Origin of the sequence: Nocardiopsis sp. NPDC049922, from assembly GCF_040660275.1 — a bacterium.
In the GTDB taxonomy this organism is placed as follows: domain Bacteria; phylum Actinomycetota; class Actinomycetes; order Streptosporangiales; family Streptosporangiaceae; genus Nocardiopsis.
The window spans coordinates 215,312-229,365 of the sequence record NZ_JBFAME010000006.1 but is presented as its reverse complement, the minus strand read 5'-3'; the positions used below and the strand labels follow the sequence as shown (position 1 = coordinate 229,365).

Sequence of the window (14,054 nt, the reverse complement as noted above, 5' to 3'; positions counted from 1 at the left end):
GGCCGCGCGGCGGGCCCGGCTCCGGAGCGGCCGCGAAGGCGCCGCCGGGCGCCGCTCCTCAGCGGGGGCGCGCGGCGGGCGCTCCTGCCGTGGGCGCTGCTCGCACCCGGCCTGACGGTCATCGGGCTGCTCCTGCTGTTCCCCCTCGGGCGCGTCGTGTGGCTGTCCTTCCGGGACTTCCACCTGCGCAACCTGGTCTCCGGCACCTCCGAGTCCGTCGGCCTGGCCCACTACGCGGCGCTGCTGGGCGACCCGTACCTGTGGCGGGTCGTGCTGCCCAACACGGTGGGGTTCGCCCTGGTCGCGGTGGTCGCGACGGTGGTACTGGGCACGCTCGTGGCGCTGCTGCTGTCCACCCTGCGACCGCTCACCCGGGTCATCGTCGTCTCGTGCGTCATGGTGGCCTGGGCGATGCCCGCGGTGAGCGGCACGTACGTGTGGATCTGGATCTTCGACGTCGACGACGGCGTCGTCGCCGAGGCGCTGACGTCCCTCGGCGTCCTGGGCCCGGACGGGTACAACTGGTTCGCCGACCGCCTGTTCTTCTACGCCATCGTCGCCCTCAACGTGGTGCACAGCGGGTTCCCGTTCGTCGCGGTCACGGTGCTGGCGGGGCTGCTGACGGTCCCGCGGGACCTGCACGAGGCGGCGATGATCGACGGAGCGGGCCCCTGGCGGCGGTTCTGGAACGTCACCTTCCCCGTGCTGCGCCCGGTGTTCGCCGTGGTGACCGTCCTGTCCACGATCTGGGACGTCAAGGTGTTCGCGCAGGTCTACCTCATGCCCGGCGGGGACGTCGGTGGTTCGGAGATGCTCAACCTCGGCGTGTGGGCCTACGTGCGCTCCTTCGGCCACAACGACTACGGGATGGGGTCGGCGGTCGCGGTCCTGCTCACCCTGCTCCTGCTGGCGGTCACGGTGCTGTACCTGCGCGCCCTGTTCAGGGAGGACGAGCTGCGGTGACGGGGAGGAGGGCACCACGGGCGCGTTCCGGGCGCGCCCGGTCAGGCGAGTCCCTCGATGAGCTTCTCGCGGACCCGCCGCCAGTCCACGGCGGCCAGGGGACGGCTGTCCAGGTCCTCCAGGACCGCGTCCATCGTGCGCAGGTCGTAGTCCCCGAGCGGGCGGCCGTCGTCGTGGCTCCGGTTCACGAGGTTGTTGACGTACACGAACAGACGCTGGCCGCTCGGGTCGGCCAACGCGTGGCGCACGGCGCGGTCGCGAAAGCGCGCGTCGTGCGGGATCCAGCTGATGACGACCTCGGTGGGGGAGGGCCCGGCGGATTCGTTCACGGCGTCACGCCACCGTTTCCGACGACCACGTCGACACGGCCATCACCCCTCAACCGTCATCGGGGCGCCGTCGGCGCCCCCGCACGAACAGGGCAGGATTCTAGCCGCCCCCCTTCGTCGGCCCACCACCCGACCGGGTCCGGTGACGGACACCCGTGAGAGGAGCTTCGTTGCACACGAGCGCGGCCGTCCGGAGCGCGGCCAGGGCCGTCGGGGTGACGGTCCTGCTGGTCTTCACCCTGTTCCCCGTCTACTTCATGCTGGTCAGCGCGTTCTCCGACCGGAGCACCTCCGGGACCGGCGCGCTGCTGCCCACCGATCCCACGTTCGACAACTTCACCTACGTGATGACCGAGGGCCACTTCTCCCTCTACCTGCGCAACTCCCTGGCGGTCGCGGGCATCACCGTGGCGGGGGCGTGCCTGCTGGCGCTGCTGGCCTCGGTGGCGGTCGCGCGGTTCCGGTTCCGCTTCCGGACCACGGTGCTGGTGCTCATCCTCGTGGTGCAGATGGTGCCGCTGGAGGCCCTGGTCATCCCGTTGTTCCTCCAGGTGCGAGACCTGCGGATGCTCAACACCGTGCTGGGGCTGGGCGTGGTGTACGTGGCGCTGGCGCTCCCGTTGGCGGTGTGGATGATGCGCGGCTTCGTGGCGGCGGTTCCCCGTGAGGTCGAGGAGGCCGCCTACATCGACGGCGCTTCGTGGCCGCGCATGTTCTGGTCGGTGCTCTTCCCGCTGGTCGCCCCGGGGCTGGTGGCCACGGCCGTCTTCTCCTTCATCGTGGCGTGGAACGAGTTCGTGCTGGCCCTGACCTTCATGCAGCGGAGCGACGGGTACACGGTCGCGGTGGGACTGCGCCAGTTCTTCGGCCAGTACGCCAACGAGTGGGGGCACGTCATGGCCGCGTCCACCATCATCACGGTCCCGGTGATGGTCTTCTTCGTCCTCGTGCAGCGCTGGCTGGTCGCCGGGCTGGTCCAGGGGGCCGTGAAGGGGTGAGGCGCCCCGGGGGCGGCGCGCCGCCCCTCCACCCGGGCGCGGAACGGGGAGGGGCGGCCGCGGGTCACCTGAGCTCGCGCTTGAGGATCTTGCCGGTGGCGGTCATCGGCAGCTCCGTGCGGAACTCGATCTGGCGGGGGTACTTGTACGCGGCGAGGCGTTCCTTGGCCCAGTCGACCAGCTCCTGCTCGGTGAGGGTGGCGTCGGCCTCGCGGATCACGAACGCCTTGGCCTCCTCGCCGTGCGTGTCGTGGGGGACGCCCACGACGGCGGCCAGGCTGACCCCGGGGTGGGTCATCAGGACCTCCTCGATCTCCCGCGGGTAGACGTTGTAGCCGCCGCGGATGATCATGTCCTTGGACCGGTCGACGACGAAGTAGAAGCCGTCCTCGTCGCGGCGGGCGATGTCACCGGTGCGGAACCAGCCGTCCCGGATGACCTCGGCGTTGGCCTCGGGGCGGTTGTGGTAGCCCTTCATCACGCAGTGGCCGCGCACGGCGATCTCGCCCTCGTCCTCGGCGTCGTTCCACTCGGGGTCGATCAGCTTCATCTCCACGCCCCACACGGGCAGGCCGATCGAGCCGGTCTTGGCCCGGACCCGGGGGTTGTTGAAGGAGACGACGGGGGAGGTCTCGGACAGGCCGTAGCCCTCCTTGATCTCCACGCCGAAGGTCTTGGCGAAGTCCTCGGCGAGCTGGCCGGGCAGGGAGGAGCCGCCGGAGCAGGCGTCGACGATGTCGCCCGCGATCTTCTCCAGGTCGTAGGTGCCGGGTTCGGCGGCCTGGACCGCGTTGAGCAGACCCCAGTACATGGTGGGCACCCCGGCGAATCCGGTGACGCCCTCCTTCTCCATGGTTCTGAGCGCCTCGTCGGGGTCGAAGCGCGGCATGAGGACCAGTGTCCCGTGCCGGTACAGGCCGGCGTTGAGCATGACCGTCTGGCCGAAGATGTGGAAGAGCGGCAGGACGATGAGGGCGATGTCGCGGCCGTCGGGGTGGGCGTTGACCAGTTCGGCGGAGATGATCGCGTTCGTCATCAGGTTGTGGTGGGACAGCTGGGCGCCCTTGGGCTGACCCGTGGTGCCGCTGGTGTAGATGATGACGGCGGTGTCGTCGGCGTTGGCCTGGACCGTCTCGAACGTGCCGGGCTGGCCGTCGAGCGCCTTCCACAGGGTCTCGGCGCCCTCGATGGTGGACTCGGTGGCGCCGGCGGAGGCGGGGAGGTCGATGTAGATCTCGCAGGAGTCGACCTGGTGGAAGGCGTCGAAGGCGCGCTCGCCGAGGGGGAGTTCGGGGGTGCCGGTGAAGGCGAAGATCGCCTTGGCCCCGGAGTCCTCCAGGTGGTAGGCGATCTCGCGCGGGGTGAGGAGCACGTTGAGGGGGACGACGACGGCTCCGGCCTTGAGGGCGCCGAAGTAGACGAAGGGGAAGTAGGGAAGGTTGGGGCTGGCGAGCGCGACCCGGTCCCCGGGGCGGACACCGCGGGCCACCAGGAGGTTGGCGACCTGGTTGGCGATCATGTCGGTCAGGGCGTAGTTGAGGCGCAGATCGCCGAAGACCAGGCATTCCTTGTCGGGAACCGATCGGGCGCCGTCCTCCAGAAGCACGGACAGGTTGAGCATGGGGGCCTCCCGCTACGTGGTGAGTGGCGGACCTCAGGTGTGGTCTGGATCTCGTGGTCCGCGTCACGTGACGGCAGAGTAACAAACCAGCTGGTCGGTTTGGGGGTGTGGGTCGAATTGAAACCTAACGGTGTTCGGAAGAGTGGTCCGGGCCTCTCGCCCGCGCCCCGGCGTCGGCGTCGGGACACGGAGCCGGGGTGGAGCCGGGTGCGCGCCCGGCTCCGGGCCCGCGCCGTGGGCTGTCCACGGCGTGGATCACGGGTCTGCGGGCGGGGGCGCGTACCGCTAACCTGGGAACTGCACGAGTGGACGCCGGCCCGACCCGGCGCGTCCGCGTGCGACCCATGTGAGAGACCGGCTAAGGAACTTGCAGCGATGACAGCGGTAGACGGCGACCAGAAGACGGGCGACACCTACGACGCCCGCGCCCTCCAGGACAAGTGGCAGGCGCGCTGGGCCGCTGAACTCCCGTTCCAGGCCAGCGAGGACCCGGCCGACACCCGGCCGCGCAGCTACGTGGTCGACATGTTCGCCTACCCCTCCGGCGACCTGCACATGGGGCACGCCGAGGCCTACGCCATCGGCGACGTCATCGGCCGCTACCGGTTCCAGCGCGGCGACAACGTCCTGCACCCCATCGGGTGGGACTCCTTCGGCCTGCCCGCCGAGAACGCGGCGATCAAGAACGACTCCCACCCGGCCGAGTGGACCTACGCCAACATCGAGACGCAGGCGGCCTCGTTCCGCCGGTACGGCATCGGCGTCGACTGGTCGCGGCGCCTGCACACCAGCGACCCCGAGTACTACAAGTGGAACCAGTGGCTGTTCCTGCGGTTCTTCGAGCGCGGGCTGGCCTACCGCAAGGACGGCCAGGTCAACTGGTGCCCGAAGGACCAGACCGTGCTGGCCAACGAGCAGGTCGTCCAGGGCCGGTGCGAGCGGTGCGGCGCCGACGTCGTCCGCCGCAGCCTGAACCAGTGGTACTTCAAGATCACCGACTACGCCCAGCGCCTGCTGGACGACATGGACCAGCTGGACGGCGGCCGCTGGCCGGACGAGATCCTGGCCATGCAGCGCAACTGGATCGGCCGCTCCGTCGGCGCCGACGTCCACTTCGCCATCGAGGGCCGCGACGCACCGGTCACCGTGTTCACCACACGGCCCGACACCCTGTACGGGGCCACGTTCTTCGTCGTGGCCGCCGACGCCGACCTGGCCGACGAGCTGTGCGCGCCCGAGCAGCGCGCCGCCTTCGACGCCTACCGCGCCGAGGTCGCCAAGCTGTCCGACATCGAGCGCCAGGCTACCGAGCGCCCCAAGACCGGTGTGTTCCTCGGCCGGTACGCGATCAACCCGGTCAACGGGCAGCGCATGCCGGTCTGGGCCGCGGACTACGTGCTGGCCGACTACGGCCACGGCGCGATCATGGCCGTGCCCGCGCACGACCAGCGCGACCTCGACTTCGCCCTGGCCTTCGACCTGCCCGTCAGGGTGGTCGTGGAGACCGGTGAGTCCGACCCGGCCGAGACCGGTGTGGCCACCGCGGGAGAGGGCACCCTGCGCGACTCCGGGCCGCTGGACGGTCTGAGCAAGACCGACGCGATCGACCGCATCATCGAGGTGCTGGCCGAGCGCGGCACGGGTGACGCCGCCATCAACTACCGCCTGCGCGACTGGCTGCTGTCCCGCCAGCGCTACTGGGGCACGCCGATCCCGATCATCCACTGCCCCTCCTGCGGTGAGGTGCCGGTCCCCGACGACCAGCTGCCGGTCACGCTGCCCGAGCTCAAGGGCGCCGAGCTGGCGCCGCGGGGCGTGTCGCCGCTGGCCGCCGCCACCGAGTGGGTCGAGGTGGGGTGCCCCTCCTGCGGCGGCCCCGCCAACCGCGACACCGACACCATGGACACGTTCGTCGACTCGTCCTGGTACTTCCTGCGCTACTGCTCCCCGCGCCTGGACACCGCGCCGTTCGACACCGAGGCGGTCAACACGTGGGGCCCCGTCGACCACTACATCGGCGGTAAGGAGCACGCGACCCTGCACCTGCTGTACGCGCGCTTCTTCACCAAGGTCCTGCACGACCTGGGCATGCTCTCCTTCACCGAGCCGTTCCGCCGTCTGACCAACCAGGGCCAGGTCATCAACGAGGGCCGGGCGATGTCCAAGTCCCTGGGCAACGGCGTGGACCTGGGCAAGGAGATCGAGGCCTACGGCGTCGACGCGGTCCGCCTGACCATGCTCTTCGCCAGCCCGCCCGAGGAGGACGTGGACTGGGCGGACGTGTCCTGCACCGCCGCGCAGAAGTTCCTCAACCGCGCGTTCCGCGTGATGGTCGAGGCGGGCGCGGCCAGCTCGCCGGGGACCGACGCCGCCGGTGGGCACATCGAGCTGCGCCGGATCACCCACCGCACCATCGACCAGATCACCGCCCTGGTCGAGGCCCGCAGGTTCAACGTGGCCATCGCGCGCACCATGGAGCTGGTCTCGGCCACGCGTCGGGCGATCGACTCCGGCCCGGGCGCGGCCGACCCCGCCGTGCGCGAGGCGGCCGAGTTCGTGGCCGTCGCGCTGTCGCTGTTCGCGCCGTACGTGGCCGAGGAGGGCTGGGAGCGGCTGGGGCACGTGGGCTCGGTCGCCGTCGGCAACTGGCCCGAGGCCGATCCGGAGCTGCTGGTCCAGGAGTCCGTGACCTGCGTGGTGCAGGTGCAGAGCAAGGTCCGCGACAAGCTGTCCGTGGCGCCCGACATCGACCCGGCGGAGCTGGAGCGGCTGGCGCTGGCCTCGGAGAAGGCCCAGAACTTCATCGGCGACAAGCAGATCCGCAAGGTGATCGTGCGCGCGCCGAAACTGGTGAACATCGTCGTCGGCTGATCCGGCGACGGAGGCGGCGGTCGCGTTCGGCGGCCGCCGCCTCCGTGTGACGCGCCGGAGCGAGCGACGACCGACAGGGAGGCGGTGGGCGGGTGTCCCCATCGGGTAGGGCGGGCGGTCCGCTGGTACGGGGCGCCGTCATCGTGGGCGGCGCGGCGGTGCTCGCCGCCGCCGCGATCGGCGGCGGGCTGGTCCTGGCGGGCGGTGACCCCGACGTCCCCGGGGAGGACGACGTCCACGCCTCGGCGCCCGACTGCGCCGTGGTCCCCGAGGACGCGGTGACCGAGGCGCTGCCCGACGCGGTGGCCGAGTCCGCCGAGTCCGGGCCTCGGCCGGGCGGTCACACCACCGTGTGCGCGTGGACCTCGCTGGGCCGCGCCGACACCCCCGGGACGCTGCGAGTGGAGTTCTCCGCGCTGTTCACCGACACGTCGGGCGAGGAGCCGGTCTCGGGCGTCCAGCACGCCGAGGGCGCTCTGGCGGCGGTCGTCCCGCGCGGCGGCGAGGAGGTCGTGCTCGGGTCGGACGTCGCGGCGCACCTGTGGGCGGAGCGGGCGCCGGGCACCGCCGACCTGGCTTTCCAGACCGACAACCTGCTGGTCCGGGTGGTCTACTCCGGTGTCTCCGGAGACGGACCGGTGGAGCGGGAGGACGCGCGCGAGGCGGCGGTGCGCCTCGCCGAGCGACTCGTGGAGGCCCTGTGAACCCCGAACACCCCCGTCCGGTCGTCCCCTCGGCCCAACCCCAGAGCCGGGGCTGCGCGGTGGTCGGCGTGGTCGCGCTGACCCTGGTCGTCGTCCTGGTCGTGGCGGGCGGGGTGTGGTTCGTCGTCAACCGCGACACCCTGGAGTCGGGTGACTTCGACGCCGCGCCCGCGTGCGCGGTCGGGGAGACCGACGCGCTCGACGAGCTGGTGCCCGCCCACACGCTGGAGCTGGAGCAGCCGGTGGGGAGCCAGCAGGACTCGTTCGGCACCGGATGGCAGTGCCGGTGGTCCACCCCCGAGGGGCCGGGCGAGGCGGTTCCGTCCTTCGCGACCCTGGTGATGGTGGCCGCGCCCAACCCCGGCGGGATCCAGACGGCCGCCGACAACCTGCGGAACACGACCGTGAACCAGGGCGCCACCCGCGTCGAGGGCGTCGGCGACGAGGCGTTCTGGTGGACGGACGAGTCGGACTTCCCGTTCGCCTGCGTGGGCGCGCGGGTGTCCAACCTGTACGTGGAGACCTGCTACGGGGCGGCGGCGGACTACGCCGTCACGCGCGCGGTCGAGCCGGAGCGCGGCCTGGAGACGGCCGAGGAGCTCGCGCGGGCCGTGCTCGCCGACCTGCCCTCCTGACCCACCTACCAGGCCTCGTCCAGGAACTCCTCCAGGGCGGGGGCGACCTCGGGGGCGAAGGGGCGGTCGGCGTCGAGGACGGCGGCGCCCGGCCGGTCCCGGAACTCGCGGAACACGTGGTCGGCGTCGGGGACGTCGACACGGTCGGCGTCGGCGAAGCCGGTCATCAGCCGGTCGACGTCCGAACGGGGGATCTGTGCGTCCTCCTCGCCCCACAGCACCAGTACCGGGGTGCCCTCGGGGACGTCCTCGGCCAGGTCGACGGGGTCGAAGGCGTCGATCCAGCCGAGGAAGGCCGCGTTCTGCTCGGAGTAGACGGTCCCCAGCAGCGGTGACAGGTCGTCGGGCAGATTCCGTCCGCCGCGCAGGGCGGCCCGCCCGGCCCGCGCGTCGGAGAGCACGGTGACGCTGTCGGTCTCACCGATCTGGCCCCGGGCCTCGCCGACACGGATCCGCTCGGTCAACTGGCGGTCGATGAGATCGAGGTAGCGGGTGCCGGGCGGGGCGGCCAGAACCAGGGCGGGTGACGTGCCCAGGAGGTCGTGCGCGCGCAGGGCGAACAACGCGCCCTCGCTGTGCCCGACGACGACCGTGCGGTCGGGGTCGACCCCGGGCTGGGCGAGGAGCTCCTCGTAGGCGGCCACGAGCTGGCGGTCGAAGACCTCGGGGTCGATCGACGCGTCCGGATCCAGGTCGCCCAGGCCGGTCTCACCGCTGCCGAGCTTGTCGTAGCGGAGCGAGGCCACCCCGGCGTCGGCCAGCACGCGGGCGAGGTTCAGGTTGGTGTCCGCGTCGGGTCGGGTCTGGGCGTTGCCGTCCCGGTCGGTGGGCCCGCTGCCGGAGACGATGAGGGCGGCGGGAACGGCGCCCGCGGTGCCGGTGGGGGCCGTGAACGTCCCGAACACCTCCGTGCCGTCCACGGTGAAGGACAGGTCCCGCGCCGAGCCGCTGACCCCGGGTGGGGGAACCGAGGGGTCCTCGCCGGAGCAGGCGGTGACGAGCAGGAGTCCGGTGGTCGCGCCGACGGCCGCGAGCGCGCGCCAGCGAACGGTCACGGGAGAGGAGGTGGGTGTGGACACGTCCCTCAGCGTAGCGGCCCGGTCCGGGAGCCCGGCGCCGTCCCGGACCGGCCCGGCGTCGCCTCAGACCCGGCGCATGACGGCGACGACCTTGCCCAGGATGGTGGCGTTGTCACCGTTGATGGGCTCGTAGGCGTCGTTGCGCGGCATGAGCCACACGTGACCGTCGTCCTCGCGGCGCAGCACCTTGACCGTGGCCTCGTCGTCGAGCAGGGCGGCCACGATGTCTCCGTTGTTGGCCTCCGGCTGCTGCCGGACGACCACCATGTCGCCGTCGGTGATGGCGGCGTCGGTCATCGAGTCACCGACCACGGTGAGCATGAACAGCCGCCCCTCGCCGACCAGCTGACGCGGCAGGGACAGCACGTCCTCCACGGACTCCTCCGCGAGGATCGGTCCGCCCGCGGCGATCCGGCCGACCAGCGGCACGGCGGCGGCCCGAGCGGCGTCCGCGGTGAACTCCGCCGGGTCCGCCTTGGCGCCGGACGCGCGGCCGGGCGTGCGCAGTTCGACCGCGCGCGGGCGGTTCTGGTCGCGGTGCAGGTACCCCTTGCGCTGGAGCACCTTGAGCTGGTGCGCGACGCTGGAGGGACTGGACAGGCCGACCGCGTCGCCGATTTCCCTTATCGAGGGCGGGAAACCGCGCTCCCGTACGTATCGCTGGATACAGTTCAGCACGCTCTGCTGACGCGCCGTGAGCTTGGGGGCGTCGGGCTTCGGCCCGCCCGTGTCGCCCACGGGCGAGAGGACGGTGGTGCTTCCGGGATTCTCCTCCGGCACGGCCGGGCCTCCTCGGCGTTCGGTTCGGTCAGGGCCTGCTTGTGTGACTGGCCTCCTCCGGTCCGCGCCAGCGCCGACCCGCGGGTCCACGTGCCGACGAGACCGGAGTGAAATCAACGTCAACATTAGTCGTTGCAGACGGTGATATCAAACAAGCGTTCGAGGCCGTGGATAAATGCCCGCGTGTTTTCGCGGTCAATTACCGGCCTCCACTTACGTGTACACGTGTACTCCCGCCGCTGTCCTCGGAATGGACGAACACGTCGGCGCCGGTGTCGGTGTGGGTCTCGTCTCCCCGGGGCCGTCCGCGTCGCGAACCCCCTGTGCGCACGGCCGTCGAGCGCGCCGCGAGCCCTTCGGCGCGGCGGTCGGGGGCCGGTCGGCGGTATCCTGGGAACCGGATTTCGGGCGGACCCGTGGGCCTTCCGCGGACCGTCCGCCGAACCCCCCTCCACTCCCTCGTGATCACTGACGGCGGCGCCTCGTCCGCGGCGGGGACACACTCCGGACAGGTTGCGGTACGCCGCGTGGCGGTTTAGGTTCAACCACAACATCTGGGAGTGGCAGAGGGGTCAATTCCCAGAACTTGTGGTTAAGTGGACGTGCGGGTCGTCGTGAGGAAGCAGGTGAACAGGGATGCATTGTCCGTTCTGCCGCCATCCGGACACCCGGGTGATCGACAGCAGGTCCACCGACGACGGCGCGGCCATCAGGCGCCGCCGGTCCTGCCCGGTGTGTGAGCGCAGGTTCACCACGCAGGAGACCGTCCTGTTGATGGTCGCCAAGCGGTCCGGGGTCACCGAACCGTTCAGCCGCACCAAGGTCATCGCCGGAGTGCGCCGCGCCTGCCAGGGCCGCCCGGTCTCCGAGGACGCGCTCGCCAAGCTCGGCCAGCGCGTCGAGGAGGAGATCCGCGGCCGGGGCCTGGCCGAGGTCCCCGCCCACGAGATCGGGCTGGCCATCCTCGGCCCCATGCGCGAACTGGACGAGGTCGCCTACCTGCACTTCGCCAGCGTCTACCGCGGGTTCGAGAGTCTCGCCGACTTCGAGGCCGAGATCGCCAGCCTGCGCCAGGACCACCAGGTCGACTCGGGGTCGACCAGCGAGTAACACCCTCCAGACGCATGCTCGGGGGAGATGCCGTCATGACGGAGAGCACCGGCGGGAGGTCCGGACGCGAAGGGCTCCGGATCGAGCGCGTCCACACCACACCCGGCGTCCATCCCTACGACACCCTCGCATGGGAACGCCGCGACGTCGTCATGACCAACTGGCGTGACGGGACGGTCAACTTCGAGCAGCGCGGTGTGGAGTTCCCCACCTCCTGGTCGATGAACGCCACGCAGATCGTGGCGAGCAAGTACTTCCGCGGCGTCCTCGGCGCCCCGGAGCGCGAGTGGAGCCTGAGGCAGCTCGTCGACCGGGTCGTCGGCGTCTACACCGACACCGGACGCGCCCACGGCTACTTCGGGGACGACGCGGACGCCGAGGTCTTCGACCACGAGCTCAAGTACGCCCTCGTCCACCAGCTCTTCAGCTTCAACTCCCCGGTCTGGTTCAACGTCGGCACGACCTCGGCGCAGCAGGTCAGCGCGTGCTTCATCCTCTCCGTCGAGGACACCATGGAGTCGATCCTCGACTGGTACAAGGAGGAGGGGATCATCTTCAAGGGCGGCTCCGGCGCGGGCGTGAACCTGTCGCGGATCCGCTCCAGCCGGGAGCCGCTCTCGTCCGGCGGCATGGCCTCGGGGCCCGTGTCCTTCATGCGCGGCGCCGACGCCTCCGCCGGAACCATCAAGTCCGGCGGCGCCACCCGCCGGGCGGCCAAGATGGTCGTCCTGGACGTGGACCACCCGGACATCGAGGAGTTCGTCGAGACCAAGGCGCGCGAGGAGCACAAGGTCCGCGCCCTGCGCGACGCGGGGTTCGACGTGGATCTCGGCGGCGCCGACACGTTCAGCGTCCAGTACCAGAACGCCAACAACTCGGTGCGGGTCTGCGACGCCTTCATGCGCGCGGTGGAGACCGGCTCGGAGTTCGGCCTGACCTCCCGCACCACGGGCGAGGTCGTCGCCACCGTCGACGCCAGGGACCTGTTCCACCGCATGGCCAGGGCCGCGTGGGAGTGCGCCGACCCCGGGATCCAGTACGACGGCACCGTCCAGGACTGGCACACCAACCCCGGCGGCGGCCGTATCAGCGCCAGCAATCCCTGCTCGGAGTACATGTCCCTGGACGACTCCTCGTGCAACCTGGCCTCGATCAACCTGCTGAAGTTCCTGCGCGAGGACGGCTCCTTCGACGTGGAGTCCTTCGTCCGGCTCACCGAGCTGGTGGTCACGGCGATGGACATCTCCGTCACCTTCGCTGACTTCCCCACCGAGACGATCGCCCGGACCACCCGCGCCCACCGCCAGCTCGGCATCGGCTACGCCAACCTCGGCGCCCTGCTGATGGCCACCGGCCACGCCTACGACTCCGACGGCGGTCGCGCCGTCGCCGCGGCGGTCACCTCCCTGATGACCGGGGCCGCCTACCGCCGCAGCGCCGAACTGGCCGCCGTGGTCGGCCCGTACGAGGGGTACGCGCGCGACGAGCGGGCCCACCGCCGGGTCATGCGCAAGCACATCGCCGCCAACGACGACCTGCGCGCCGTCGGCGCCCTGGAGGGGCCCGTCCACGAGGCGGCCACCCGCGAGTGGGCCGAGTGCCTGCGCCTCGGCGAGCGGGACGGGTGGCGCAACGCGCAGGCGAGCCTGCTCGCTCCCACCGGCACGATCGGGTTCATGCTCGACTGCGACACCACCGGGGTCGAGCCCGACTTCTCGCTGGTCAAGTTCAAGAAGCTGGTCGGCGGCGGCTCCATGCAGATCGTCAACCGGGCCGTCCCGCGCGCCCTGCGCACCCTCGGCTACCGGGACGAGCAGATCGAGGCGATCGTCGAGTACGTCGCCGAGCACGGCCACGTGGAGGACGCTCCCGGTCTGCGCCCCGAGCACCACGAGGTGTTCGACTGCGCGATGGGCCGCCGCCACATCGAGCCGATGGGCCACCTGCGCATGATGGCCGCGGTGCAGCCCTTCCTGTCCGGGGCGATCTCCAAGACGGTCAACGTCCCGGAGGAGGCCACCGTCGCCGACTTCGAGCACCTCTACTTCGAGGGCTGGCGGATGGGTCTCAAGGCCCTCGCCGTGTACCGCGACAACTGCAAGGTCGGCCAGCCGCTGTCGACCGGCGCCGCCGGGGGCGAGGAGAAGGGGGCCGACGCGGCGCCGCGCGTGGAGGCGGTCCGCCCGGTCCGCCGTCGCCTGCCCAAGAAGCGCCCGAGCGAGACCACGTCGTTCGCCGTGGGCGGCGCGGAGGGCTACATCACCGCGGGCTCCTATCCGGACGGCGGGCTGGGCGAGGTGTTCCTGAAACTCGGCAAGCAGGGGTCCACCCTGGCCGGGGTGATGGACGCCTTCTCCATCGCGGTCTCCATCGCCCTCCAGTACGGCGTCCCGCTGGAGACCTACGTGCAGAAGTTCACGAACATGCGCTTCGAACCGGCGGGCATGACCGACGACCCCGACATCCCCATGGCGCAGTCGGTGGTGGACTACATCTTCCGGCGCCTGGCCCTGGACCACCTGTCCCACGACGAACGCGCCGCGCTGGGCGTGCTCTCGGCGGACGAACGCGCGGCACGGGTCGCGGGTGGGGATCCGACCCAGGTCGCGGCCGAGGTGGAGTCCTATGCCCAGTCGGCCCCGACCCAGGACGCCGAGGGCCCGGACGCCGGGAGCCCGGGCGCGGCGCGGGAGGAGGCCCCGCCGAGGGAGCCGCACTCCAGCACGGAGCTGTTGGAGCTGCGGCAGGGGTTCGTCGCGGACGCGCCGCTGTGCATGACCTGCGGCACCAAGATGCGGCCGTCGGGCAGCTGCTACGCCTGCGAGGGCTGCGGCGCCACGAGCGGGTGCAGCTGATACCGGGAGCAACGCCGTGTGACCTGGGTGGCGATCTGGTGCGGTCACCGACTTCTGGTGTATTCACGGAAAACGGGGGAATCCTCATCCCACCGCTGGTAGCATCCTG

General features: G+C 71.2%; 11 protein-coding genes. 7 read left to right on the top strand and 4 right to left on the bottom strand.

Annotation, left to right across the window (positions count from 1 at the left end; all coding sequences use genetic code 11):
- Positions 1–84: 84 nt before the first annotated feature.
- The gene (locus tag AB0I72_RS13880) at positions 85–963 is read left to right on the top strand and encodes a sugar ABC transporter permease (protein WP_358567613.1); all 879 of its coding nucleotides are present in this window, start codon (positions 85–87) and stop codon (positions 961–963) included.
- A 41-nt stretch (positions 964–1,004) separates the two neighbouring features.
- Here AB0I72_RS13880 and AB0I72_RS13875 read toward each other — a convergent pair whose 3' ends face one another.
- Complete coding sequence (locus tag AB0I72_RS13875; RefSeq protein ID WP_358567207.1) at positions 1,005–1,292, bottom strand: hypothetical protein; 288 nt, start codon at positions 1,290–1,292, stop codon at positions 1,005–1,007.
- Positions 1,293–1,549: 257 nt separating this feature from the next.
- Here AB0I72_RS13875 and AB0I72_RS13870 point away from each other — a divergent pair, with 257 nt between their 5' ends.
- A complete protein-coding gene (locus AB0I72_RS13870; protein ID WP_358567610.1) occupies positions 1,550–2,290 on the top strand; it encodes a carbohydrate ABC transporter permease in 741 nt (246 codons plus the stop codon).
- Positions 2,291–2,354: 64 nt separating this feature from the next.
- Here AB0I72_RS13870 and AB0I72_RS13865 read toward each other — a convergent pair whose 3' ends face one another.
- The gene (locus tag AB0I72_RS13865) at positions 2,355–3,911 is read right to left on the bottom strand and encodes an AMP-binding protein (protein ID WP_358567204.1); all 1,557 of its coding nucleotides are present in this window, start codon (positions 3,909–3,911) and stop codon (positions 2,355–2,357) included.
- Positions 3,912–4,286: 375 nt separating this feature from the next.
- On the opposite strand from AB0I72_RS13865, the gene leuS reads away from it, so the two are divergent.
- The 3 genes from leuS (at position 4,287) to AB0I72_RS13850 (ending at position 8,121) form a co-directional block, all read left to right on the top strand.
- Complete coding sequence (gene leuS, locus AB0I72_RS13860) at positions 4,287–6,782, top strand: leucine--tRNA ligase (RefSeq protein ID WP_358567201.1); 2,496 nt, start codon at positions 4,287–4,289, stop codon at positions 6,780–6,782.
- A 92-nt stretch (positions 6,783–6,874) separates the two neighbouring features.
- A complete protein-coding gene (locus tag AB0I72_RS13855; RefSeq protein WP_358567198.1) occupies positions 6,875–7,486 on the top strand; it encodes a hypothetical protein in 612 nt (203 codons plus the stop codon).
- Entirely contained in the window at positions 7,483–8,121 is a 639-nt protein-coding gene (locus tag AB0I72_RS13850; RefSeq protein WP_358567195.1) for a hypothetical protein, read from the top strand. Before AB0I72_RS13855 ends, AB0I72_RS13850 begins: the two co-directional genes overlap by 4 nt.
- Positions 8,122–8,126: 5 nt before the next feature.
- Here the strand turns inward: AB0I72_RS13850 and AB0I72_RS13845 are convergent, their stop codons facing one another.
- Both AB0I72_RS13845 and lexA read right to left on the bottom strand, forming a co-directional pair.
- Positions 8,127–9,200: an alpha/beta fold hydrolase gene (locus AB0I72_RS13845; RefSeq protein WP_358567192.1), complete on the bottom strand. Its 1,074-nt coding sequence runs from the start codon at positions 9,198–9,200 to the stop codon at positions 8,127–8,129.
- Positions 9,201–9,263: 63 nt separating this feature from the next.
- Positions 9,264–9,938 carry a transcriptional repressor LexA gene (gene lexA / locus AB0I72_RS13840; protein ID WP_358567607.1) on the bottom strand — a complete coding sequence of 225 codons (675 nt, stop codon included), beginning with the start codon at positions 9,936–9,938 and terminating at the stop codon, positions 9,264–9,266.
- 678 nt (positions 9,939–10,616) lie between these two features.
- On the opposite strand from lexA, the gene nrdR reads away from it, so the two are divergent.
- The gene (nrdR, locus tag AB0I72_RS13835) at positions 10,617–11,090 is read left to right on the top strand and encodes a transcriptional regulator NrdR (protein WP_358567189.1); all 474 of its coding nucleotides are present in this window, start codon (positions 10,617–10,619) and stop codon (positions 11,088–11,090) included.
- Positions 11,091–11,125: 35 nt separating this feature from the next.
- A complete protein-coding gene (locus AB0I72_RS13830; RefSeq protein WP_358567186.1) occupies positions 11,126–13,945 on the top strand; it encodes a vitamin B12-dependent ribonucleotide reductase in 2,820 nt (939 codons plus the stop codon).
- Positions 13,946–14,054 lie beyond the last annotated feature (109 nt).

Excerpts from the sequence above, each read along its gene's own strand:
- AB0I72_RS13870 (WP_358567610.1), top strand. The coding sequence starts at position 1,550 with ATGCTGGTCAGCGCGTTCTCCGACCGGAGCACCTCCGGGACCGGCGCG.
- AB0I72_RS13865 (WP_358567204.1), bottom strand. The coding sequence starts at position 3,911 with ATGCTCAACCTGTCCGTGCTTCTGGAGGACGGCGCCCGATCGGTTCCC.
- leuS (WP_358567201.1), top strand. The coding sequence starts at position 4,287 with ATGACAGCGGTAGACGGCGACCAGAAGACGGGCGACACCTACGACGCC.
- nrdR (WP_358567189.1), top strand. The coding sequence starts at position 10,617 with ATGCATTGTCCGTTCTGCCGCCATCCGGACACCCGGGTGATCGACAGC.
- AB0I72_RS13830 (WP_358567186.1), top strand. The coding sequence starts at position 11,126 with ATGACGGAGAGCACCGGCGGGAGGTCCGGACGCGAAGGGCTCCGGATC.